General features: G+C 71.9%; 27 protein-coding genes and 1 pseudogene. 12 read left to right on the top strand and 16 right to left on the bottom strand.

Going from position 1 to position 22,191, the window contains the following annotated elements:
• Positions 1 to 91 precede the first annotated feature (91 nt).
• A complete protein-coding gene (locus ACFWXO_RS36450; RefSeq protein WP_380529515.1) occupies positions 92 to 898 on the bottom strand; it encodes an SGNH/GDSL hydrolase family protein in 807 nt (268 codons plus the stop codon).
• Between the two features lie 245 nt (positions 899 to 1,143).
• A pseudogene (locus ACFWXO_RS36455) lies at positions 1,144 to 1,527 on the bottom strand (winged helix-turn-helix transcriptional regulator); the annotation flags it as partial.
• A gap of 97 nt (positions 1,528 to 1,624) precedes the next feature.
• Here ACFWXO_RS36455 and ACFWXO_RS36460 point away from each other — a divergent pair.
• Entirely contained in the window at positions 1,625 to 2,839 is a 1,215-nt protein-coding gene (locus ACFWXO_RS36460; protein ID WP_380529517.1) for a pyridoxal phosphate-dependent aminotransferase, read from the top strand.
• Between the two features lie 19 nt (positions 2,840 to 2,858).
• Positions 2,859 to 3,191, top strand: a complete 333-nt coding sequence (locus ACFWXO_RS36465) for a YnfA family protein (RefSeq protein WP_375890263.1) — start codon at positions 2,859 to 2,861, stop codon at positions 3,189 to 3,191.
• 45 nt (positions 3,192 to 3,236) lie between these two features.
• Here ACFWXO_RS36465 and ACFWXO_RS36470 read toward each other — a convergent pair whose 3' ends face one another.
• From ACFWXO_RS36470 to ACFWXO_RS36480, 3 genes are all read right to left on the bottom strand, one after another.
• Positions 3,237 to 4,904: a fibronectin type III domain-containing protein gene (locus ACFWXO_RS36470; RefSeq protein WP_380529520.1), complete on the bottom strand. Its 1,668-nt coding sequence runs from the start codon at positions 4,902 to 4,904 to the stop codon at positions 3,237 to 3,239.
• A gap of 227 nt (positions 4,905 to 5,131) precedes the next feature.
• Positions 5,132 to 5,386 (bottom strand): hypothetical protein, encoded by a 255-nt coding sequence (locus ACFWXO_RS36475; RefSeq protein ID WP_350510191.1) that lies wholly within the window; start codon positions 5,384 to 5,386, stop codon positions 5,132 to 5,134.
• 117 nt (positions 5,387 to 5,503) lie between these two features.
• On the bottom strand, positions 5,504 to 5,926 hold the full coding sequence (locus ACFWXO_RS36480; protein WP_375890259.1) for a (2Fe-2S) ferredoxin domain-containing protein: 423 nt from the start codon (positions 5,924 to 5,926) through the stop codon (positions 5,504 to 5,506).
• A gap of 352 nt (positions 5,927 to 6,278) precedes the next feature.
• On the opposite strand from ACFWXO_RS36480, the gene ACFWXO_RS36485 reads away from it, so the two are divergent.
• On the top strand, positions 6,279 to 7,217 hold the full coding sequence (locus ACFWXO_RS36485; protein ID WP_380529523.1) for an SGNH/GDSL hydrolase family protein: 939 nt from the start codon (positions 6,279 to 6,281) through the stop codon (positions 7,215 to 7,217).
• 107 nt (positions 7,218 to 7,324) lie between these two features.
• Here ACFWXO_RS36485 and ACFWXO_RS36490 read toward each other — a convergent pair whose 3' ends face one another.
• A complete protein-coding gene (locus ACFWXO_RS36490) occupies positions 7,325 to 8,461 on the bottom strand; it encodes a HoxN/HupN/NixA family nickel/cobalt transporter (RefSeq protein WP_375890255.1) in 1,137 nt (378 codons plus the stop codon).
• Positions 8,462 to 8,772: 311 nt separating this feature from the next.
• Here ACFWXO_RS36490 and ACFWXO_RS36495 point away from each other — a divergent pair, with 311 nt between their 5' ends.
• The 3 genes from ACFWXO_RS36495 to ACFWXO_RS36505 are packed head-to-tail and all read left to right on the top strand — an operon-like array spanning position 8,773 to position 11,983.
• Entirely contained in the window at positions 8,773 to 10,632 is a 1,860-nt protein-coding gene (locus ACFWXO_RS36495) for a CocE/NonD family hydrolase (protein WP_380529525.1), read from the top strand.
• Positions 10,633 to 10,679: 47 nt separating this feature from the next.
• A complete protein-coding gene (locus ACFWXO_RS36500; protein ID WP_380529527.1) occupies positions 10,680 to 11,390 on the top strand; it encodes an aspartate/glutamate racemase family protein in 711 nt (236 codons plus the stop codon).
• Complete coding sequence (locus ACFWXO_RS36505) at positions 11,387 to 11,983, top strand: class I SAM-dependent methyltransferase (RefSeq protein WP_380529529.1); 597 nt, start codon at positions 11,387 to 11,389, stop codon at positions 11,981 to 11,983. The genes ACFWXO_RS36500 and ACFWXO_RS36505 overlap by 4 nt, the downstream gene beginning before the upstream one ends.
• Before the next feature lie 14 nt (positions 11,984 to 11,997).
• On the opposite strand, the gene ACFWXO_RS36510 is transcribed toward ACFWXO_RS36505, so the two are convergent.
• Together ACFWXO_RS36510 and ACFWXO_RS36515 are read right to left on the bottom strand one after the other, a co-directional pair.
• Positions 11,998 to 12,570, bottom strand: coding sequence for a hypothetical protein (locus ACFWXO_RS36510; RefSeq protein WP_380529531.1), 573 nt, complete (start codon positions 12,568 to 12,570; stop codon positions 11,998 to 12,000).
• A 54-nt stretch (positions 12,571 to 12,624) separates the two neighbouring features.
• Positions 12,625 to 13,761 (bottom strand): hypothetical protein, encoded by a 1,137-nt coding sequence (locus tag ACFWXO_RS36515; RefSeq protein WP_380529533.1) that lies wholly within the window; start codon positions 13,759 to 13,761, stop codon positions 12,625 to 12,627.
• Between the two features lie 125 nt (positions 13,762 to 13,886).
• Here ACFWXO_RS36515 and ACFWXO_RS36520 point away from each other — a divergent pair, with 125 nt between their 5' ends.
• Both ACFWXO_RS36520 and ACFWXO_RS36525 read left to right on the top strand, forming a co-directional pair.
• The gene (locus ACFWXO_RS36520; RefSeq protein ID WP_380529574.1) at positions 13,887 to 14,429 is read left to right on the top strand and encodes an HAD domain-containing protein; all 543 of its coding nucleotides are present in this window, start codon (positions 13,887 to 13,889) and stop codon (positions 14,427 to 14,429) included.
• A 34-nt stretch (positions 14,430 to 14,463) separates the two neighbouring features.
• A complete protein-coding gene (locus ACFWXO_RS36525) occupies positions 14,464 to 14,955 on the top strand; it encodes an SMI1/KNR4 family protein (RefSeq protein WP_380529536.1) in 492 nt (163 codons plus the stop codon).
• Positions 14,956 to 14,984: 29 nt separating this feature from the next.
• Here ACFWXO_RS36525 and ACFWXO_RS36530 read toward each other — a convergent pair whose 3' ends face one another.
• Both ACFWXO_RS36530 and ACFWXO_RS36535 read right to left on the bottom strand, forming a co-directional pair.
• Complete coding sequence (locus ACFWXO_RS36530) at positions 14,985 to 15,689, bottom strand: DUF4328 domain-containing protein (protein ID WP_375890241.1); 705 nt, start codon at positions 15,687 to 15,689, stop codon at positions 14,985 to 14,987.
• A gap of 200 nt (positions 15,690 to 15,889) precedes the next feature.
• Complete coding sequence (locus tag ACFWXO_RS36535) at positions 15,890 to 16,729, bottom strand: methyltransferase domain-containing protein (RefSeq protein ID WP_380529538.1); 840 nt, start codon at positions 16,727 to 16,729, stop codon at positions 15,890 to 15,892.
• A 308-nt stretch (positions 16,730 to 17,037) separates the two neighbouring features.
• Between ACFWXO_RS36535 and ACFWXO_RS36540 the strand changes: the two genes are divergently transcribed.
• Both ACFWXO_RS36540 and ACFWXO_RS36545 read left to right on the top strand, forming a co-directional pair.
• Positions 17,038 to 17,910 (top strand): hypothetical protein, encoded by an 873-nt coding sequence (locus tag ACFWXO_RS36540; protein WP_380529540.1) that lies wholly within the window; start codon positions 17,038 to 17,040, stop codon positions 17,908 to 17,910.
• Positions 17,907 to 18,134, top strand: a complete 228-nt coding sequence (locus ACFWXO_RS36545) for a hypothetical protein (RefSeq protein ID WP_380529542.1) — start codon at positions 17,907 to 17,909, stop codon at positions 18,132 to 18,134. Before ACFWXO_RS36540 ends, ACFWXO_RS36545 begins: the two co-directional genes overlap by 4 nt.
• 41 nt (positions 18,135 to 18,175) lie before the next feature.
• Here ACFWXO_RS36545 and ACFWXO_RS36550 read toward each other — a convergent pair whose 3' ends face one another.
• From ACFWXO_RS36550 to ACFWXO_RS36575, 6 genes are all read right to left on the bottom strand, one after another.
• Positions 18,176 to 18,304 (bottom strand): hypothetical protein, encoded by a 129-nt coding sequence (locus tag ACFWXO_RS36550; protein ID WP_380529544.1) that lies wholly within the window; start codon positions 18,302 to 18,304, stop codon positions 18,176 to 18,178.
• 77 nt (positions 18,305 to 18,381) lie between these two features.
• Positions 18,382 to 19,539 carry a methyltransferase domain-containing protein gene (locus tag ACFWXO_RS36555; protein WP_380529546.1) on the bottom strand — a complete coding sequence of 386 codons (1,158 nt, stop codon included), beginning with the start codon at positions 19,537 to 19,539 and terminating at the stop codon, positions 18,382 to 18,384.
• A complete protein-coding gene (locus ACFWXO_RS36560) occupies positions 19,536 to 19,673 on the bottom strand; it encodes a hypothetical protein (RefSeq protein ID WP_380529548.1) in 138 nt (45 codons plus the stop codon). The genes ACFWXO_RS36555 and ACFWXO_RS36560 overlap by 4 nt, the downstream gene beginning before the upstream one ends.
• Positions 19,674 to 19,960: 287 nt before the next feature.
• Positions 19,961 to 20,116, bottom strand: coding sequence for a hypothetical protein (locus ACFWXO_RS36565; protein ID WP_380405792.1), 156 nt, complete (start codon positions 20,114 to 20,116; stop codon positions 19,961 to 19,963).
• Entirely contained in the window at positions 20,104 to 20,379 is a 276-nt protein-coding gene (locus ACFWXO_RS36570; RefSeq protein ID WP_380529550.1) for a hypothetical protein, read from the bottom strand. The genes ACFWXO_RS36565 and ACFWXO_RS36570 overlap by 13 nt, the downstream gene beginning before the upstream one ends.
• Positions 20,376 to 20,744 carry an ATP-binding protein gene (locus tag ACFWXO_RS36575; protein WP_380529552.1) on the bottom strand — a complete coding sequence of 123 codons (369 nt, stop codon included), beginning with the start codon at positions 20,742 to 20,744 and terminating at the stop codon, positions 20,376 to 20,378. The genes ACFWXO_RS36570 and ACFWXO_RS36575 overlap by 4 nt, the downstream gene beginning before the upstream one ends.
• A 288-nt stretch (positions 20,745 to 21,032) precedes the next feature.
• Between ACFWXO_RS36575 and ACFWXO_RS36580 the strand changes: the two genes are divergently transcribed.
• Both ACFWXO_RS36580 and ACFWXO_RS36585 read left to right on the top strand, forming a co-directional pair.
• A complete protein-coding gene (locus ACFWXO_RS36580) occupies positions 21,033 to 21,881 on the top strand; it encodes a helix-turn-helix transcriptional regulator (RefSeq protein ID WP_380529554.1) in 849 nt (282 codons plus the stop codon).
• The gene (locus ACFWXO_RS36585; protein ID WP_380529556.1) at positions 21,878 to 22,099 is read left to right on the top strand and encodes a DUF397 domain-containing protein; all 222 of its coding nucleotides are present in this window, start codon (positions 21,878 to 21,880) and stop codon (positions 22,097 to 22,099) included. Before ACFWXO_RS36580 ends, ACFWXO_RS36585 begins: the two co-directional genes overlap by 4 nt.
• Positions 22,100 to 22,191: the final 92 nt, after the last annotated feature.

The raw sequence follows: 22,191 nt of genomic DNA on the forward strand, positions 1-22,191 counted from the left end.
CGGCCCCATTCGTCGTTCGTCAGATCACCCCGCCCCATGCCGGGCACAACGAGCCCGGCATGGAGAAGTCACATGATCCGCCGGACAGAACCTAGGGCCTGTCCGGGAACGGCAGCAGCTCCGGCCGCTTCGGCGGCCGGCCGTCGCCGGAGGAGCGGCCGGTGAGGCGGCGGCCGATCCAGGGGCCGAGGTGGGTGCCCAGCCAGCGGGCGTCGGAGCGCAGCCGTTCGGCGCGGCCGGGCGGGGCGACGGCGGGCAGCGGGGCGCGCCAGTCGAAGGCGGCCGGGCGGCCGAGGGCCTCCAGGACGCCTTCGGCGACCCGGCGGTGGCCTTCGGGCGAGAGGTGCAGCCGGTCCTCGGCCCAGAGCCGGCGGTCGTCGAAGCAGGGCGCGGAGAACAGGTCGACGACGGCGTAGCCGTCCTGCCGCCCGAGCTCCTGGACGAAGGCCTTCATCCGCAGGATGGCGGGCAGCAGCCGGGCGCCGCCGGCCATCCTGCGGCTGGGGTCGGTACTGGTGAACAGGACGACGGTGGCGCCGGTGGCGCGCAGTTCGGCGGCGCAGCGGCCGAGCAGCCGCTCGACCCGGTCGATGTCGCAGCCGGGGCGCAGCACGTCGTTGAGGCCGCCGGCCAGGGTGACGAGGTCGGCGCCCATCCCGGCGGCGGCGGGGAGCTGTTCGTCGTGGATCTGGCCGATGAGCTTGCCGCGGACGGCGAGGTTGGCGTACCGGAAGCCGTCGGATCCACCCTCGGACCCGCCCTCGGCGGCGAGCGCGGAGGCGACCCGGTCGGCCCAGCCGCGGTAGTGGCCGTCGGGATGGAGGTCGTCGCACATGCCCTCGGTGAAGGAGTCCCCGACGGCGACGTAGCTGGCGTAACTGCGGCTGATGGTGGGCACGGGCTGCTTCCGCTCTCCTGAGTTGGCTCCGCGATCCGACGATCGTACGTGTGCACTTGCCAACCAGTGTCGCGGGGGCCCGGCCGCTCATTCGGCGTCCAGTGTTCGTTTATCGCCCTGCGCCATCCTGGGGCCACGGGGCGGCGGCCGGCGACGGGGGCCTTGCCGCCGCCCCGCTCAGCCCCCGCCCAGCTCAGCCCCCGCCCGGCGCCCGTTCAGCCCCCGACGGCCGCCGCGACACCCGCGCCCGCACCCGCACCCGCGCCCGGAGCCGTGAACCAGTGCTCCCGCACCGCGTCGGTGGGCCGCTGGTCGCCGAGGGCGCCGAGCCCCCACTCCCCCAGGGCCTCGATCACCGGTCGCAGTTCGCGCCCCCGGTCGGTCAGCTCGTACACCGTGGCGTTGGCCGGCCGTTCCAGCCGCCGCCGTTCCGCGAGCCCCTCGCCCTCCAGCTGCTTGAGCCGGGCGGCCAGGATGTCGGTGGAGACCCCGGGCAGGTCGGCGTGCAGGTCGGTGTAGCGGCGCGGGCCGCGCAGGAGTTCACGGACGATCAGGAGGCTCCAGCGCTCCCCCACCGCGTCCAGGGCGCGGGCGACGGCGCAGTACTGGTCGTAGCTTCGGCGTGACATGTGGATCAGCATAGCCAAAAGGTTGGACTTTCCAAGTGCCTACTTGGTAGAACAAAGCGGTAGCAGCGGAGCGGTGGTGACGGTCGGGAGGCCGCAGATGGAGTTTCGGCAGTCGAGCAAGCTGAACGACGTGTGCTACGAGATCCGGGGTCCGGTGGTCGACCAGGCCAACGCCCTGGAGGAGGCCGGGCACAGCGTGCTGCGGCTGAACACCGGCAACCCGGCGCCGTTCGGCTTCGAGGCGCCCGAGGAGATCATCCAGGACATCATCCGCAACCTGCCCTCGGCGCACGGCTACAGCGACTCGCGCGGCATCCTGCCGGCCCGCCGCGCCGTGGTGCAGTACTACCAGCAGCGCGGGGTCCAGGGCGTCGGCGTCAACGACGTCTACCTCGGCAACGGCGTCTCCGAGCTGATCCAGATGGCGGTCACCGCCCTGGTGGACGACGGCGACGAGGTGCTCGTCCCGATGCCGGACTACCCGCTGTGGACGGCCTCCGTCCGGCTGGCCGGCGGCAAGGCCGTGCACTACCTGTGCGACGAGGAGGCCGAGTGGTACCCGGACCTCGACGACATCGCCGCCAAGATCACCGCCCGCACCAAGGCGATCGTCGTCATCAACCCCAACAACCCGACCGGCGCGGTCTACCCGAAGGAGCTGCTGGAGGGGATCCTCGACCTGGCCCGCCGCCACCAGCTGATGGTGCTGGCCGACGAGATCTACGACAAGATCCTCTACGACGGCACCGAGCACCACTGCCTGGCCGCGCTCGCCGAGGACGTGCTCACCCTCACCTTCAACGGCCTCTCCAAGGCCTACCGGGTGGCCGGCTTCCGCAGCGGCTGGCTGGTCGTCTCCGGCCCCAAGCAGCACGCCACCGACTACCTGGAGGGCCTGACCATGCTCTCCGGCATGCGGCTGTGCCCCAACGTGCCCGCGCAGTACGCCGTCCAGGCCGCGCTCGGCGGCCACCAGTCGATCAACGACCTGGTCCTGCCGAGCGGCCGGCTCACCGAGCAGCGCGACATCGCGGTCAAGGCGCTCAACGAGATCCCCGGGGTCAGCTGCGTCAAGCCCAAGGGCGCGCTGTACGCCTTCGCCAAGCTCGACCCGGCGGTGCACCGGATCGTCGACGACGAGCGCTTCGTGCTGGACCTGCTGCTGCGCGAGAAGATCCACGTCGTCCAGGGCACCGGCTTCAACTGGCCCCGCCCGGACCACTTCCGCTTCGTCACCCTGCCGCGCGCCGACGACCTGGAGACGGCGATCAACCGGATCGGGCGCTTCCTGGCCACGTACCGGCAGGTCTGAGCCCGTACGCTCACGGACCATGACCGTTCTGCGCTCCGTCGTCCTGTTCGCCCTCGCGGCCGTCGCCGAGATCGGCGGCTGCTGGCTGGTCTGGCAGAGCGTGCGGGAGCAACGGCCGTGGTGGCTGGCCGGGTTGGGCGTGGTGGCGCTGGGCGTGTACGGCTTCGTGGCGGCGCGGCAGCCGGACGCCGAGTTCGGCCGGGTGCTGGCCGCCTACGGCGGGGTGTTCGTGGCCGGCTCGCTGCTGTGGGGCATGGCCGTGGACGGCTTCCGGCCGACCCGCTACGACGTGCTGGGCGCGCTGATCTGCCTGGCCGGGGTCGGCGTGATCATGTACGGGCCCCGGCGCTGAGGGCTTCGCTCCTCGACGCCGGGGCCCGGCAGGGGGGTTCGGGGACTACCAGCCCCAGCCGCCGCCCTGGCCGTCGTCGTCGCTGTTGGAGTCCCAGCCCTCGCCGACCTTGCGCAGGATCGTGTAGTGGTCGATCTGGGTGCCGTTCTCGGCCAGCGCGGTGACCTTCATGGACGACTTCTGGCCCAGGTGGGCCGGGGTGACGTCGACCTTGATGAAGGAGTAGCCGGTGTAGCGGACCCGCGACCACTGGATGGTCTCGGGGGTCTTCACCCGGCCCTTGCTCCAGTAGTAGCTCTGCACCTCGTCCTGGTGGTTCTCGTGGCCCTCGTAGGTGTCCGGGGTCGCGAAGTTGTACAGGCTGCGGCCGGCCGCGCCCGCGGTCACGTAGACCACGCCGTCCTTGGCCGGCTCGATGGTGGCGCCGCTCGGCACCTGCTTCGAGACCTTGTTGCCGAGGATGGCGTCGGTGCGCTCGTAGATGTGGTTGTGGCCGTTGATGACCAGGTCCACCCGGTACTTCTCGAACAGCGGCACCCAGGCCTCGCGGACGCCGCCCTCGGAGGCGTGGGCGACGGTGGTGGAGAAGGCGCAGTGGTGGAAGAAGACCACGACGAAGTCGACGGTCTCGTCGTTGCGCAGGTCCTTGAGGGTGCGCTCCAGCCACTTGGTCTGCTTGTTCGCCGAGATGCCCAGGTTGGCCGGGATCTCGTAGGAGACGTCGTTGGCGTCCAGCGAGATGACGCCGACGTTCTTGTACCGGAAGGTGTAGACGCCGGGGACCTGGCGCGGGTCCGGGCCGTTGTCCGGCAGGAAGAAGCGGGCGTTCTCGCCGCCGTAGCCGTTCGGCGAGTACCAGGCCTCGATGTCGTGGTTGCCGTACGCGACCATCCACGGGATGTCGGCGGCGACGGTCTCGGTCTGGACCAGGAAGTCGTCCCAGGTCTTGGCGTTGAAGACGGACTTGTCCGGGTCGGTGCCGGAACCGGCCGGGTCGGCGTAGCAGATGTCGCCGGCGTGCAGGTGGAAGGCCGGCTTCTGGGCCTTGATGATGTTGTCGTTGCCGGCCGCGTGGGCGCTGACGCCCTGGTCGCCGAAGGCGGTGAAGGTGAACGGCTCGTACACCTTGCCCCAGCGGTGGTCGCGGGAGGGCGCGGTGCGGAAGGTGTGCAGGGTGGAGATCTGCTGCTGCGAGGCCGGGTCGAAGCCCTCGTGGCCGACGCCGTAGTAGTAGGTGGTGTCGGGCTGGAGGTCCTCCAGCGCCACGTGCAGGTAGTACTGGTCCACCGGCTTGCCGGTCGGGGTCAGCGCCGGGGTGTGCAGCGCGCGGACCTCGGCCTGGATCTTGTGGCTCAGCTCCCACGGGTGCTTGCCGAAGCGCAGGAACGGCTTCCTGACCGGCGCCGGGACCTGCCAGGAGATGCGGAACTGGGTGTCCGGCTCGGCGCCGAACTGGAGGTGACGCCCGACCGGCGCGACCAGCGCACCGTCGATGCCGGCCGTCGTGGCACCCGTCAGGAGCTGGGGGCTCGCCGGGGCGGCGAAGGCCGGCGCGCTGCCCAGGGCACCGCCGACGGCGACCGCGCCCACGGTGACGGCACCGGCGCGCAGCATCCGGCGGCGGGAGAAACGGGCCCGCAGGTACTCGTGCTGCTCGGCCATGCTCATGCGGTCGGCAAGCTTGGCCGGCACGCCCATGTTGGGGATATCCATGCGCGGGACTCTGTCAGCGGCGCGTTGACCGCGCACGGACTTCCGGTGAACGGGGGTCAGCGCATCGGCCACTCGAACACCAACGTTCGACCATGGTTAGGCAAAGAGCATGTCCACATCGAAGTGATGTCGGATCATCGGCCCCGGCCGGGCGGGTGGTTCGGGGGACGGCGGCTCAGGACGGTGGCTCAGGAGGACGGCTCAGGAGGACGGCTCAGGAGGACGGCTCAGGAGGACGGTTCGTCCCAGAGGTTCGCCGACCGGTTGCCGGTGCCGTCGCAGGTGCGGCAGATCTCGTCCCGGTACGCCTGCTTGGCGCCGGTCGCGTCCACCCGGTAGCGCACGTACACCCCGGTGCCGTCGCAGAGGAAGCAGTTGCCGCCCCCGCCGCCCACCTCGGTGGTGCCGGTGCCCTGGCAGGTACGGCAGTTGAGGCCGGCGGTCCGGCCGGTGCCCGCGCAGATGCGGCAGACCGTCGTCATCGTCTTCCTCCCGTTGCGCGGAACGGCTCGACGCCACCGGTCATGGTAGTGGGCCGACCCCGGAGCCGTGCCGGGACGTCGATCTGACGGTCCGTCAGCACCTCGCGGTCCCCGCGGTCACTCCGGCAGGCCCTCGCGGACCCGACGGGAGACCGAGATCAGCTGGAGGTCGAGCAGCCCGGGCGGCTCGGCGACGCCGGGGCCGCCCGCCCGCACCCAGGCGGCGATGTCGTCGATCATCTCGTCCATCAGCACGAAGCCGAACCAGACCGGACGCGCCCCCGCCGCCCGCCCCTCGCTGGACGGGCCGACCACCACCACGTTGGACTGGGAGCAGACGTCCAGGCACTTCGACCCCCGGACCCGGCCCGCCGAGCCGACCGCCGTCCGCAGCCGCTCGAACTGGCCCGCGTGGTCCACCTCGGGGTGCTTGGTCAGGCTGCCGCAGCAGCAGTCGCGGCAGACGGTGACGGTCACCGGGGCACCGGTGCCCCGCTTGCCGTCGCGGTCGCGGTCACGGTCGCGCTCTCGGCGGCTCATCCCCGCTGATCCCCCTCCTGGTCGGCGGCCCGGTTCGACGGCACGCTCTGCACCGGAACTGTACCTGTCAGCCCACCGGGCATCGAGACCGCCCGGGGCCCCGGGAGACCCGGAACACGCACCAGGTGAACCGAATTCCCTTCCCGCACGTATCGGCGGCAATTCCGAAACGCGGTGGAGCGGAATTCGAAATGGCACCCGGTGTCATCTGACGGGATTTCCGGAAATTCCGCCGTCACCTATGGACGGCCGCGAAACCTGGATGTAACTTACCTGCGAGTAGTACGAGTAGTAGCTGTGGCCCGGCTCAGCACGACCCCCCACCCGTCGTTTCTCTCCCCCAGGAGGAACCGTGCTCCGCCCTGCCCGGAATTCCCGGCGACTCCGCAATTCCAGCGCCCTCGCGGCCGTCGCCGTCGGCGCCGCCCTCGCGCTCACCTCCACCACCGCCCAGGCGGCCACCCCCGCGCCGAAGCACTACGTGGCCCTCGGCGACTCCTACGCCGCCGGCGCCGGCGTCCCCGGCCAGTCGGCCGGCCTGTGCCTGCGCTCCGACCACAACTACGGCCACCTGGTCGCCGCCTCGCTCAAGGCGGGCGCGTACACCGACGTCACCTGCGCGGCCGCCAAGGTCAAGGCCATGACGCAGCCCCAGTACGACGCCTTCATCCGGGTCAACGACCCGCAGCTGGACTCGGTGACCGCCGACACCGACCTGGTCACCCTCGGGATCGGCGGCAACGACCTCGCCGCCAGCGACCTCGGCCTCGGCGAACTCGTCGCCACCTGCATCGCCGGCGCGGTCGTCAACCCGCTCGGCACGCCCTGCAAGGACGTCTACCACCACGGCTACTTCGACTGGCGGACGTGGTCCTGGCAGTACGGCGACGACGACCTGGCCGAGCGGATCACCGGCACCATCGCCCCCCAGATCGCCACCACCCTCCGGCAGATCCACGCCAAGGCCCCCAAGGCCCGGGTACTGCTGGTCGGTTACCCGTCCGTGCTGCCCGCCGACGGCTCGACCTGCGTCCTGCGCCAGCCGGTGACCCCCGGCGACGTGGAGTACATGCACGGCGTGCTCGACAAGCTGAACGCCGCCCTCAAGTCCACCGCGGCCGCCAACGGCGCGACGTACGTGGACACCGCGACGCCGACCCGCGGGCACGACGTCTGCTCGGACGACCGCTGGATCGAGGGCGCCCTGCCCGGCTCGCCCGCCGTACCGTTCCACCCCAACGCGACCGGCGAGAAGGTGATGGCGGACGCGGTGCTCGCCGCGCTCAAGTAGTCCGCCCGTCCGTCGTGGAGAGCCACGAGGGGCCGGTGACCAGGGTCTGGTCCACCGGCCCCTCGGGCCGTCCTCGGGCCGTCCTCGGCCCGTCTGCGGGCGGCGCGCTACTCGGCGTCGGCCGCGGAGCCCGCCGCCAGCCCCGCCGACCACTTCTCCTCGACCCGGCCGAACTTCCAGAACGCGATCGCCCCGGCCCAGGTCAGCACGAACAGGCCGACGATCGCGTAGCCGACGAAGTTGAGGTCCAGCCCGCCGATCCAGGCGATCGGCCCGCTGGTGATGTCCAGCTTCTCGCCGAGCAGGCCGATCAGCTCGACCAGGCCGATGACCAGCGCGACCAGCACCGACAGGCCGGTGACCGTCAGGTTGTAGTAGATCTTGCGGACCGGCTTGGAGAACGCCCACTCGTAGGCGAAGTTCATGAACGAGCCGTCGATGGTGTCCAGCAGGCTCATCCCGGCCGCGAACAGGATCGGCAGCGTCAGCAGCGCGTACCAGGGCAGCGAGAACGCCGCCGCGCCGCCGGCCAGCACCAGCAGGGACACCTCGGTCGCGGTGTCGAAGCCCAGGCCGAACAGCAGGCCCACCGGGTACATGTGCCAGGGCTTGGTGACCGCCCGGGTGACCTTGCCGAGGATCCGGTTCATCAGCCCGCGGCGCTCCAACTGGCGCTCCAGCTCCGCCTCGTCGTACTCGCCGACGCGCATCCGGCGGAACACCTTGAGGATGCCGTTGAAGGCGCCCAGGTTGATCAGGCCGAGCAGCAGCAGGAAGCTGCCGGAGACCGCGGTGCCGATCAGACCCGTCATCTTGTGCAGGGTCGAGTCGTCCGCCTGGACCTGGTCCGCGAGCGTGCGGATGCCGAAGGCCAGCAGCGCGCAGAGGCCGAAGACGATCGAGGAGTGCCCGAGCGAGAACCAGAAGCCGACCGACAGCGGCCGCTTGCCCTGGCCCATCAGCTTGCGGGTGGTGTTGTCGATCGCCGCGATGTGGTCCGCGTCGAAGGCGTGCCGCATCCCCAGGGTGTAGGCGGTCAGGCCCATGCCCGCGCCGAAGACCTGGCCGCCGACGTCGTAGTGCTCGGGCGCCACCAGCGCGAGCAGGGTGAACCAGCCGATGACGTGCAGCGCGAGGATGAAGCCGCCCATCCCGGCCAGCCGGATCCACTCCTCGCGGGTGAGCCGGTCGCGCCATCGGACGGCTGGGGCACCTGCCGGGGCGGCTGTGGCGGCGCTGGGCATCGTGTGGTCCTTCTTTCGGGCGGTCCGGACTCGGGCGGTCCGGAGAAAGCTGGGCCATCTTTCCCCCCTCCGGCGAGCAGTTGCAAGTCATGTGCAGATGCCGGACGGCGGCGAACCGAACCACGACGGCGCAGGCCAGGGGCGCGCGTCCGGCCGCCGCACGCCTGCGCAGCGTCACCACTGCGGGCCCCTCATCAGGAAATCGCCCGATTCCTCCCCTAGGGTCGGAGGGGCCGAGCCCGCCGCGCGCCCCCCGAACGCGCCGCGGGCCGCTCGGCGCTCACCGGCCCGGGACCCCGATGGGAGCGGCCATGCCGTCGTACCCCTTCCACACCACCCGCGAGGACCTGCGCATCCCGCTGCCCGACGGCACGGAACTCGCCGCCCGACTCTGGCGCCCGGTCAGCGACGAGCCCGTCCCCGTCCTGCTGGAGTACTCGGCCGACCGCCTCGGCGACCGCACCGCCGCCGAGGACGCCCGCCGCCACCCCTGGTACGCGGGCCACGGCTACGCCGCCGTCCGGGTCGACACCCGCGGCCACGGCGACTCCGGCGGCCTGCCCGGCGAACCCGGCGGCGAGCAGGAACTCACCGACGGCGCCGCCGCCGTCGACTGGCTCGCCCGCCGCCCCTGGGCGAACGGCCGGGTCGGCCTGCTCGGCGTCGGCGCGGCCGGCACCACCGCGCTGCGCCTGGCCGCCCGGGCGCCCGGGACCGTCGGCGCGGCCGTCACCGCCTGCCCCGAGGGCGGCCACCGGCTCGGCGGCGCCGTCCTCGCCGCCGACCTGCACACCCGGCTCACCGCCCTGATCGCCGACGCCGCGCTCCCCCCGGACCCGCGCCGCCTCGGCGACGCCTGGCGGCCCGGCTGGCTGGCCCGGCTCGAATCCCTCGAACCCCCCGTCGACGCCTGGCTCGCCGCCGGGGACACCACCGTGCCGGTGTCCGTCCCGGTCCTCGCCGTGGCCGGCTGGGGCGACCCGTCCTGCTCCTTCGTGCTGCGCCTGCTCGCCGAGTCCCCCACCGCGCGCGCCCTGCTCGGCCCCTGGCCGCACGGCCTGCCCGAGGCCGCCCTGCCCGAGACCCTGCGCTGGTGGGACCACTGGCTGCGCGGCGTCGACACCGGCGCCGTCAAGGAACCCGCCCTGCGCAGCTGGATCAGCACCCGCTGGACCGGCGAGGACGCCTGGCCCTCCCCCGACGTCCGGGAGATCCACTACGACCTCGACGGCCAGCTGCGCACCGCCGGCACCGCCTCCCACGACCGGTACGTCCCCGTCCGCTCCCCGCAGCACACCGGCCTCAACGCCGGCGCCTACGTCCCGCACGGCCGCCCCGCCGACCAGCCGCCGGACCAGCGCGAGGAGGACGGCCGCTCGGTCTGCTTCGACTCCCAGCCGCTGCCCGAACCCGTCGAGCTGCTCGGCGCGCCCACCGCCCGGCTGCGGCTGCGCTCCGGCGGCGGGCCCGCCCAGGTGGTCGCCCGGCTGTGCGCGGTCGGCCCCGACGGCACCTCCGCCCTGCTCACCCGCGGCGTGCTGACCGCCGCCGGCCCGGACGTCGAGGTCGAACTCGCGGCCTGCGCGGCCACCGTCCCGGCCGGGCACCGGCTGCGGCTCGCGCTCTCCTCCGTCTACTGGCCGTGGGTGTGGCCGAACGCGGACGACACCGGGTACGCCCTCGACCCGTCCCACTCCACCCTCGTCCTGCCCGTCCGCCACCTCGCCGCGGACGCCGGCGCCGCACCCGTCACCCTGGCGGCCCCCACCCTGCCCGACCCGCCGGACATCCACCTCACCGAACCGCTCACCGCCCGGCCCGAGCACGTCACCGTGCACGACATCGGCCGCCACGAGTGGCGCACCGAACTCTCCCCCGCCACCGACGGCACCCGCACCCACCCCGACGGCCTGGTCCGCGACGAGCACACCGTCACCGCCTACCGCATCCTCACCGGCGCCCCGCTCAGCGCCCAGGCCCGCACCGACCGCACCGTACGGCTGGAGCGGCCGGACATCGGCTGGGACGTGACCGTCCAGACCCGCACCCAACTGCGCTGCGACGCCGGGCACTTCCTCAGCGTGGTGCAACTGCGGGCGCTGGAGGCGGGGTCGGTGGTGTTCGCCCGGGAATGGCAGCACCGGGTGGCACGGGAGAGCTTCCCAAAGTAGTTCTTATACAATTGCCTTTCCTGTCTCCCCTGGCTTATAACTGGCCCATGAAGACCCTCGGCCTGATCGGCGGCATGAGCTGGGAATCCACCGCCGAGTACTACCGCACCCTCAACGAACTCACCCGCGACCGGCTCGGCGGCCTCCACTCCGCCCGACTGGTGCTCCACTCCGTCGACTTCGCCGACATCGAACGGCTCCAGGCGGCCGGACGCTGGGAGGACGCCGGGGCGATCCTCGCCGACGCCGCCCGCGGCCTGGAGGCCGCCGGCGCCGACCTGCTGCTGATCTGCACCAACACCATGCACAAGGTCGCCGACCAGGTCGCCGAAGCCGTCTCCATCCCCCTGCTGCACCTCGCCGACGCCACCGCCGACGCCGTCCACGCGGCCGGCCTGCGCCGGGTCGGCCTGCTGGGCACGGCCTTCACCATGGAACAGGACTTCTACCGCGGCCGCCTGACCGCCAACGGCCTGGACGTCCTCGTCCCCGGGCCCGAATCCCGCGCCCTGGTCCACCGGGTGATCTACCAGGAACTCTGCCTCGGCCTCGTCCACGAGGAATCCCGCGCCGCCTACCGCCGCGTCATCGCCGACCTGGTCGCCGCCGGCGCCGAAGGCATCATCCTCGGCTGCACCGAGATCGAACTCCTCGTCCACCCCGAGGACAGCCCCGTCCCCCTCTTCCCCACCGCCCGCCTCCACGCCGAGGCCGCCGTCACCGCCGCCCTGGCCGCCCTCGCCGACGATCCGGCGTGACGCGCGAGGAACGGCCGTACTGGAACACCAACGTGGCGCGGCACCCCGGGATCCTGCGGGCGGTGCCGCCCGGGTGCGGGGCGGCGCTCGACGTCGGGTGCGGGGACGGGCTGTTGGCGGCGAAGCTCGCGCCGCGGTGCGGGCGGGTGGTCGGGGTGGACAGCGACGGGGGGATGGTCGCGCGGGCGCGGGCCGCCCACGGTGACATCACCTTCCTGGAAGGGGACTTCCTCACCCTCGAACTGCCCACCGGCGGCTTCGACTTCATCTGCTCGGTGACGGCCGTGCACCACATGGACTTCACGGCCGCGCTCACCAGGATGCGGGAACTGCTGTGCCCCGGAGGGGTGTTGGTGGTGGTCGGCCTGGCCCGGGAGGAGACGGTGGCGGACCGGGCCCGGTGGGTCGCGGCCGCGCCGCTCGTACGGGCCGTGAAGGCCCTGCGGCGGGCGTCCGGCCCGGAGGGCATGCCGACGGCCGCCCCCGCGATGAGCTACCGGGAGGTGCGGGAGACCGCCGGGCGGGTGCTGCCCGGGGTGCGCTACCGGTGGCACGTCCTGCGGCGCTACTCCCTGACCTGGCACAAGCCCTGAGGCCTCCGGGCCGCTCAGCGCTGGGCGGCCGCCGCGGCCAGCAGCGCGCCGGCGAGGAACGGCGCGATCGAGACGACCATGAATCCGAGCGTCCGGGCCCCGGAGACGTACCACCGGGTCGGCTTGAGACCCAGCAGCGCCTGGGCCCACGGCGTGACGTAACCGGCGCCGTGGTGGCGCACCGCGTCGGTGAGAAGGTGCAGGTGCTTGGGGGCGACGGTGAGGATCACCCACCCGCCGGAGCGGTCGGATACGGACACCAGCGTCACCGGGCCGCCCCACCGCGACTGCCCCTCCCAGGCCCGTACGGTCGCGAGGTCGGTCAGGTCCACCTCCCGCGGCCCCGACCAGGTACGGGCCCGGACGATGCCCCCGGCCACCCGCCAGCCCTTCCGCCGCGCGGTGCCCGCGTCCAGCAGGACCGCGGGCCCGAGCACGGCCACCAGCCCGGACCAGAGCGGCGCCCCCGAGTCCACGAAGGCCGGCCCGACCACCAGCGGCGGCAGGACGACCGCCAGCAGGAGGACGGCCCAGCCGACGGCGAAGAACGTACGCCGTCTTCGGACGGCAGCGGTGGAATCACTCACCGCGCGACCGTAGACCCGCCCACCGCTCGCGCACCATGCCGTTTCCCGGCAATCTCAGGCGGAGTTCCCCGCACCCCGAACCTCCCCGGCGGGCGGGTCACCACCGGTGTCCGACCCGGCTTCCTGCCGTTCGGGCGCGGCCGTGGGCTCCACGGGGTTCTCCCCGCGCACCGTCCGCAGGACCTGGACGAGGCGCACTGCCTCGCTGAGGCCGAAGCGGTGCGCCAGCAGCAGGAAGGTGAGGAGCGGGACGGTGATCGCCACCAGGGGCGCGGTGACGAAGGCGGGCAGACCGAGCATCCCGGTCGTGACGGCCAGGGAGACGGTGACCAGCAGCGCCGTCACGGCCGCCATCGCCAGCCGTCGCCCGTCGGCGCGGTCCGGCGACTCGGGGGCGCTCGTCGGCAGGTCCGGTGGCTGCCCGTGCTCCCTGAGCAGGTTGGTGAACTGTCCGTCGGCGACCTGTTCGGCGATCACCGCCGCCAGTTCGGCCAGTTTCCGGGTGGCACGGTCCCGGTCCGGCAGCAGCTCGTCGGCGGTCCGTTCCAGGAGGGCGGCGACCTGCCGGGCATGGCCGAGCATGAGTTCCCGGGTGCTCGCCCGGGCGCCGTAGTCGTCGGCGGCCCGCCCCGCCGCATCGATCAGCGCCTGCCCCAGGGCCTGCGCCTTCACACTGAGCCCGGCGGCCTCCGCGTGGCCCGCCCCGGGCTCGTGCAGCCGGGCGCAGGCCCGCAGCACGAGCAGCGCCGGGAACACCGGCTTCTGGGCGGGTCGCACGGCGGTGGCCCGCACCGCGCCGTACACGGACGCGGCCGCGATGAACGCGGCCGCCCAGAGGGCGATCGTCTCCGCGACGTACACCTTCTCCTGGTGCGTCGGGCAGGGGCCGACTTCGCCGCCCGAGGTGGGGAGGTATCCCCCGGGCGTGCAGAGCCCCTTCATGCCCGAGAGGATGAACCCGACCAGCATCACGGCCAGGAACCCGACCGCGATGATCCGGAACACGAGCTCCCCGTCGCCCTGGCAAGCCAGTGCGCGGCGCAGCAGACCGACGTCGAGTCGTCTCCCCACGGCCGCCCGGAGGTCCTTCGCCGCAGTGGCCGTACGCCGGTCCACCGTCCGGTGGTGCAGGTGCGCGAGCGGATGCCACCAGGGCGGTGCCACGGGCGGCAGGGGCGGAGCGAGTGTCATGGCGCACAGCCTGCCGGTCGCCTACGACAGTCCGCCGGCCGGAGGCGATATCCGCTTGGGCCGGGACGGGCCCGCCGGGTACGGTTCGACGACGTTCGAGGAGGTGGTGCGCCGTGGTGCGAGCGATGCTGCTGCTGGACGTGGACGGGCCACTGAACCCCGATGCCGCGAAGCCGCACCGGCGGCCGGAGGGCTACCGGACCCACCGGCTGCTGACCCCGCGCTGGGCGGCCCACGAGCGGCGGCGGCTCGCCCTGTGGGGGATGCCGCACAAGGCGCCGAAGCCGCTGCGGGTGTGGCTCAACCCTGAGCACGGGCCGGCCCTGGCGGCGCTGCCCTTCGAACTGGTGTGGGCGACGACCTGGGAGGAGGAGGCCAACTCCTTCATCGGCCCGCTGCTGGGGCTGCCCGAACTGCCGTACATCGCCTGGTCCGAGCCCCGGCCGGAGCCGGCCGGCGGGGTGTTCTGGAAGACCCCGGAGGTCGTCGCCTGGGCGCGGGGCCGCCCCTTCGCCTGGGTCGACGACAACATCACGGACGCGGACCGCGCCTGGGTCGCGGCCCACCACCCCGGCCCGGCGCTGCTGCACCACGTCGACCCGAAGGTCGGTCTGACGGCGGACGACTTCGGCCGGCTGGCGGCCTGGGCCGGCGGCGCCCCGGGTTGAGGCGCGGCGGGCGGCGCCTCGTACGATGCCGCCCATGCCCGGCTTCGAGGTTCTGCAGGATGTCTTCTGGGACGGCTCCGTCGACCACGGCGTTCAGCCGCCACTGACCGATCAGCTCGTCCACCAGGCCGAACACACCCTGGGGGTGAGTCTCCCGGCCTCCCTGGTGGCACTGCTCCGGCTCCAGAACGGTGGACAGGTCACGGACGGCCTGTGCGCCTTCCCGACCTCGGCGCCGACCTCCTGGGCCTCGGACCACGTGCCCTTCGAGCACCTGATGGGGATCGGCCACCGCCCCGGGACGCTGTCCCTGCTCGACAGCGCCTACCTGGTCGGGGAGTGGGGCCTGCCGGCTCCGCTCGTGCTCCTCAGTGGCAGCGGCCCCTGCTGGATCGCCCTGGACTACCGGACGGGTCCGACCCCCACGGTCGGATGGTTCGACGCCGACTTCCGATCCGAACTCCCCCTGGCCGCGGACTTCCAGGAGTTCGTGGAGGGACTCACCGATCCCGAGGCATACGCCTGAACCGTGCCGCCTCGACAGGGCGGGGCGGTTCAGCCCTCGACGGCCGAGACGTACACCCCGTACGAGGTGGCGGCGCTGTGCTCGGCGAAACGTTCCTCCTGCATGGCCGTCACCGTCCGCACCACCAGGACGGCGAGGACGGCGGCGACCAGTTCGAGCGCGTCGGAGGCGATCAGCCAGGCCACGCCCTGCTGGTACTGGTCCGGGTAGCGCGCCGTGTCGGTCGACTGGCTTCCCACCGCGTCCACCACGTTGAACAGGCAGAAGCTGACCCACCAGGCGTTGACGACCGTCGTCGGGAGCGGTGTCCGCACCCCGGACGCGTCCGGCCGGACACCGGCCTGCCAGATGTCGCAGGCGATCCGCCAGGGGAACCAGAGGAAGACCACGGGCGTGAACCAGCCGCCGACGGCCCAGCCGCGGCTGTGCCGGTGCCCGTGCGGGCTCAGCCACTCGGCGTTCACCCGCACCCGGTGGAACCAGCTGAGGAAGGCGACCGTCGATCCCATCAGGGCCAGGCTGTAGAGCAGGTACGCGAGCATCTGGAGCCCGTACGAGGGGCCGAACGCGCTGCCGTCACCGAACTCGACGCCGCTCGGCAGGTCACCCGCCGCGCGGTACAGGAGGGAGTCGGCGACGAGCCGGAAGACGGTGAGCGCACCGCAGACGACGAGCAGGACGGTGGCGGCGGTGGCGAGCGATCTCGGCGACCGGTACGCGGCGGGCGAGGACATGGGTGAACGGCTCCAGGAGTGGACCAGCGTGACGGGGCACCACCTCGGCGCCCCGGCAGCTTCGTGTGCGAGTACGTGCACGAGCCTGCGCGCGCGTGGTACGTGCGCGAGCTACGTGCGCCGCCAGTATGGCGGCACCCTCGGACAGGCCGGGAGGGTACGCAGGAAGTCGACCGGGCCGACTTCCTGTGCAGGCGAACTCAACCGGTGGACGGGGCGGGGCCGTCCGGCCGGTGGGCGACCGCGGCGAACATCGTCACGGAGAGGTGGAAGGCACGCCGCCCGGCCGCGGCCGTGAGTTCGGCGTACAGGTCGTCGCGCTGCGCCTCGGTGAGCAGCCCGCGGCCGACGGCCACCGCCGCGAGGCCGCGCAGGAGCGGCCAGGGGACGGTGTCGGGGTCGTGCAGCAGCACGTCGGCGCCGACGTGGTCGACGGTCAGACCGGCTGCCGAGAGCCAGCCCGTCAGGCGGCGTCCGGCCTCCGGGGTGGCGGAGTTGGCCAGGGTGACGCCGGTGAGCGCGGTCCGGGCCTCCGCGGCGGCCGGGTGGAGGAGGAGCGTGGACCAGTCGGTGTCCAGCAGCGCGACCCGCCCGCCCGGGCGCAGCACCCGCGCCATCTCGGCGACGGCTCCCGCCGGGTCGCTCAGGTGCTGGAGGACACGCTCGCACCGGACCGCGTCCACCGCACCGTCGGGCAGCGGCAGGGCCAGCGCGTCACCGTCGAGGAACCGCGCCGCACTGCCCGCCTCGGCGGCGCGCCGCCCGGCGACGGCGCGCAGGCCGGGGTTCGGTTCGAGGCCGGTCGCGGCGCCGTCCGGGCCGACCGCGGCCGCGAGGACGAGGGTCTCCGAGCCCGTACCGGACCCGATGTCCAGCACCCGCTCACCGGGCCGCACGGCCAGTTGCTCGTGCGCCCACTCGCGCAGCCGCCGCACACCCGGGTTGGCGGCCTGCACGTCCAGCACCGCGACCAGCCGCTCGACGACCTCCGGGTCGGCGTCGGGCACGCGGAAGGCCGAGAAGGGCTGGTGGTCTGCCATGGCCGCCAGTGTAGGAGCGGGGACGGGCCGCCGAGGTGACCGACCGCGCGCAACACGGACCGGAACCAGGTGGGGCGGCGCCCGGGGTTGCGGTTACCGAGGAATCCCACCGGAGCAACGTCCCGCGTGTGTAAGCTGGTTGTGTTGATGTGGCGACAGGCCCACGCACTCGGTCACCGGCGGCCGGGGTGGGCGAAGGGCTCCGGAGAGTCACCCGCAGGCGTCACCCCTCTTCATCCGCACGCACAGACAGACGCACCTGTCTCTCCAGCCGCCGCCGGACGGCTCCGTGGGGGGATTGGAGTCTCATGTCCGCGTCGGACAATGTCACCCGCCTGGCCAGGCGCATCCAGAGGCTGACCGGCCTACCGCTCTGGCGGGCCCGTGAACTCGCCGGGCAGGTAAGGGTCTTCGTCAAGCACCCGGTCCCCGACGCCGCCACCCCGGCCCAACGGCGCTTCGAGGCGATGGTGGTGGGCGTGCTCGCCAATGCCTTCCGCGACCGCCAGTACGACGGGGCCGTCCTGGGGGTGCTCGCCGCGACCCAGGACAGGGACGGACTCACGCTGCACCTCCACCCGGAGATGGCCGACGAGGTGGTGGGCGAACTGATAACCGACTGGACGCGCGAGCGCCACAGGGTCGGATGGACCCCTAACGTGCAATGGCTGCTCCGGAACGGACAGTTCGTGATCACCAGCGAGCTCCGTTCTGCTCGCATCACCTTGGTCCGAGCCGACGGTGACCCGCTCTGGATGCCGAGCCTGCTCCCGTACGAGATGACGAAACCAGCCCTCCGACTGGAGGACACTCGCGCCAGGTACTGGGACCGGACCGCCGCCCCGGACGTCCGCGATCTGCTGTGGAGCAGACTGCTGCGCCGCCCCACCCTGCTGAACCGGGCCGCTGCCACCCACGGAGTGGCCAACTGCTACACCCATGGCGTGTCCGATCTGGTGATCGAATGGTGCTGTGGGGACAGCATGGAGGCGCTCTTCGCCATCCTGCTGGCCCATGGCCTGGCCGACGGGCTCGATGGGGCGGACGCCGCCGAACTCTACAAGGCCTCGGCGACCGCCATGGTCGGAAGTCAAACCGTCGTCCTGAGGCGACATGCTCTCTGCAATCACGGGGAATCGGCGGACACCCACGGCTTGGACCGGGCGGAGGCCGTCCGATGACCCCCACCGTCGCCCTGGCGGGCGCCCTGCTGTGCGGCGTGGTGAGCGGAGCGATCCGGGCGTGGCGTGACGTCCTCGTGCTCCGTCGCCTGGAACGCCTGATGACCGGTTGCACCGCCCGCCAGCGCGCCGAGGTGGCCCAGACCATCGCCGCGTCCTTCCGCCGCCCCGGCCGACCCCAACTTCCCACTGCTGCAAAGGAGGTAGACGAGGCCGACCAGTAGCCGCCCGGCAGGTCCGGCCGGGCGGCGCGGGTGGGGTGAGGTCAGGCCACCGATTGGCGGTCGCGTGCGGGGGGCGGGGTGGGAGTGGCGTCGTCCGGGCGGTGGGGCATCCGCAGGACGGCGACCGCGCCGAGGCCGACGACGGCGATGGCGATGGCGATGGCGAGCATCAGGAGGATGAGGAGGGTGCCCGCGGGGCATCGGCACGGGGCGAATCGATGGAGAAACCCGCACCCCTGGTGTCACCCTACGGACGGTGCTCCGGGATGACATTGTCGGGCTTGTCCAGCCAGGCTGTCTGTCCGGCAGGGGTCACCGTGAGCCCGTACCTCTCGTACCCGGGGCGTCCGGTTGCCGTCCACTGGTTGTAGGCGGCCTCCACTTCGTCCCAGAGCCGCCGGGGCCCGGACTGCCGAACCTCGAACCGGGATTCCCCGGGCACGGAGTCCACGGTCGCCCAGGACGTCACGGCCGTGTCGAACAACCACCACGTCCAGCCACCGTCACCGAACTCGTGCCGCCGGTAGTACACGTCCGGCAGGGCGAGCGCGGTGGCGAACTGTGCCAACCAGTCGCCCCCGATGATCTCGGGGTCGAACTCGGTCCAGGACTGCCCGGAGCCGCCCGGCCAGTCGCCCGGAAGGTAGTCGTCCACCGAAGCAGCCTGGTAGCGCTGCTGGCGGAGCATCATGAAAGCTGCCGACCGAGTGAACGGGCCGCTCGCCGTCCCGTCGTCGCCGACCGTGAGGCGCACGACTGCCCCGCCTCCGAACAGCGGCGAAACGGGGCTGACGATCACACCGCCCGGCTTGGTCTGTGCGAGCCAGGCAGGCGGGATGTCCCGCAGGGACACGGTGGAGATGATCCGGTCATACGGCGCCCGGGCACCCCATCCGAACGAGCCGTCCCCGCAGACGACTTCGGGGGTGTAGCCGGCGGAGCGGAGCGCCGTACGGGCTTGCGCGGTGACCTTCGCATCCACCTCGACCGTCGACACGTTCTCGGCGTCCAGGCGGTGGGACAGGAGCGCGGCGTTGTAGCCGGTGCCGGTCCCGATTTCGAGTACCCGATGCCCCGGGGCCGTGCCCAGGTCACCCAGCATCTCGACCACCATGGTCGGCATCGACGCCGACGACGTGGGCATACTCCGGTCAGCTTCCGCGCCGTCGTCCCACTGGGTGACGATCGGCACGTCGGCATAGGCCAACTTCATCCACCGGTCGGGGCTCTCGGAACGGCTGCACTCCGTGTCGCCGCCGTTCTCGTCCGCCCAGATGGTTTCGGGAAGGAACTCGTGTCGCGGCACGGCCGCCACGGACGACACCCACTCCTCCGAGAGCGCCCCGGAGTTGACGAGATTCGTCACCAGGGCCGCCCGCAGCGCTTCGGGGCTCCCGGGGGTCACGACTTCTTGTGCTTCGGAGCGGGGTCGGGGTTCTTTCCGTCCTTCGACGGCTTCGGCCCGATGGCCCCACCGCCCGGCTTGGCGTGCCCGCCGCCCTTGCCGTCGCTGGGACCGCCCTTGTTCTGGTCTCCCATGTCAGCTTCCTCTCTCGGTTCGGCTACTGGGGTTGATCAATGAGCCTGCCGTGGCAGGTTGGCGCCCCGTCCTGGCCGGTCTGACTCCGACTTTGTCAGGACGGGAGTTCATGAGCGGGGCGGACGCCCCAGGCGGTTCCTCTCGTACCGGTTTTCCACCGGCACCGGGCCCGCGCACGTGAACGACAGGTCGCTGGTCTCGGCGAAATGACCGTCCACCATCGGTTCTGTGCGTCTCGGAAGGAGCCGCCCGGCGGGTCCGGCCGGGCGGCGCGGGTGGGGTGAGGTCAGGCCACCGGTTGGCGGTCTCGGGTGGGGGGCGGGGTGGAAGTGGCGTCGTCCGGGCGGTGGGGCATCCGCAGGACGGCGACCGCGCCGAGGCCGACGACGGCGATGGCGAGGATCAGGAGGGTGAGCAGGGCCAGGCCGATCAGGAGTCGCACGGGGTGTCGCCCTCGGTCGCGTCGCGGTCGTAGTCGTGGGAGCGGAGGAGCGCGAGGAGGTTGACCACGGTGCTCGCCGGGGCGTTGCCGAAGCGGACGAGGACGCGGCCGTCCACCACGCTGTCGGTGGTCGCAGAGGGCCAGAGGAGACCGAACTTGCGGCCACGCTCGGCGAGTTCGACGAGCAGGTAGGCGATTTCGAGCTCGGTGTAGGTACGCATCAGCGGGTGACCCGGCTCGATCGGGCGGTCGACGGCGCTCACGCGGCGGCGTCCAGCTCGAACCAGACGGACTTGCCGGTCCTGCGGGTCTCCGTACCGAAGCGGTGGGTGAGCGAGCGCACGAGGTGCAGGCCCCGCCCGGAGAGGGCGAGCGGGTCGGAGTCCTCGCGCGGGGCGGGGAGGACCGGGCTCCCGTCGCTGACCGAGACGCGGAGGATGTCGCCGATGATGAGGACCACCACGACGGGCGCCGCACTACCGCCGTGGCGGTAGGCATTGACGAAGAGTTCGAGCAGAGCGAGCTCGGCATCGGCGACCAGGTCGGGCTTCCACCCGGCGCGCGAGGTGGCCTCGCGCAACTCCTCGCGCGGGGCCGACCAGTCAGGGGGGAGTTCGAGGGAGAACACGAAGATACCTCCGTGGGGGTTCAGAGATGACCATCGCTCAATCAAACGCGAGATCGACCCGATGGCATGACGAAGAAGCGCAGCCGCATCAGCCAGATGATCACGTTATGCATGCGACCCGTTACAGCCAGCATGACGCGAAGGCCATCGCGTGCGCAAGCGGATCTAAGTAGTGTGCAAAATTGCATATCGAACCCGAATTCGGTGCCACCCACTGCCAGTTGCCGGTAGCGCCTACGTGATCGGCAAGGGCAGACTGGTCCACCGACAGGTCAGGAGGGGCATTGCATGGCGGTATCAACCGTTCGGCGTCGTCGGCTGGGCGAGGAGCTGCGCAGGCTGCGCGAGCAGAGGAAGATCGCAGCAGACGTTGCTGCTGAGGCCACCGGCATGAGTCTGGCCAAACTGAACCGGATCGAGAACGCCCGCACAGCGGCCAAGATCGAGGACGTCAACAAGCTCCTCGACCACTACGGCTGCGAAGACGATGAGTTCCGTGCAGGTTTGATCGCCATCACGAAGGACGGCAGCAAGCGTGGCTGGTGGCTGAGCTACCGCGACGTCATCGATGCCTCAGCGACCGATCTGATCACACTCGAAACCGAGGCTTCGACGTTCAAGACGTACGAAGCGGCCTTCATCCCAGGCCTCTTCCAGACCGCCGAATATGCTCGGCTCGTCATCGACCGGCTTCGGGCCACGAAGGCCGGGACGGTTGACGACCTGGTGCAGGTCCGAATGGCACGGCAGTCCATCCTCACCCGCCCGAACCCCGTTGAGGTCTGGGCAGTCATCCATGAAGCCGCCCTCCAGGCAAACGCGAATCGCCCCGACATCATGGGGCCACAGCTCGACAAGCTGCTGACGATGAGTCGGCTGACGAACGTCAACATCCAGGTGATGCCTGCAGGTGCGGCTATCCACCCAGGCATGAGCGGCGCGTTCGTCCTGCTCGGATTCCCTCAGCGGAAGGATCTCGACGTCGTGCTCGTCGAAGGGCTGCTGAACGGATTCTGGGTCGAGGATCCGACTGACGTCGAGTTGTACCGGGCGAAGTTCCAGGAGATCACGGCCGAGGCTCTTCCTGTCGACTCCTCGATCGCCTTCATCACCGCACAGAGAGAGCTGATCAAGTGACCCACTACCCGGACGCTTCCGCGACTGGCTTCTCGTTCGAGAAGTCGAGCTACAGCGGCGGCAACGAGAACTGTGTCGAGTACGCATTCCTTACCGAAGCAGTCGCGGTCCGCGACAGCAAGGACCCTTCCGGCCCTGCCCTGGCCTTCGACCGCGCGGCGCACGAGGCCTTCATCAAGGCCATCTCCGCTGGGGAGTTCGAGTTCGGTCTCCTCTGAGCACCACTGAGGCGGGGGGGGGGGGGGGGCGGGGGGGGGGGGGCGCCGCCCCCCCCCCCCCCCCCCCCCCCCCCCCCCCCCACGCCGCCCCG

This window comes from Kitasatospora sp. NPDC059088 (genome assembly GCF_042738155.1).
Classification (GTDB): domain Bacteria; phylum Actinomycetota; class Actinomycetes; order Streptomycetales; family Streptomycetaceae; genus Kitasatospora.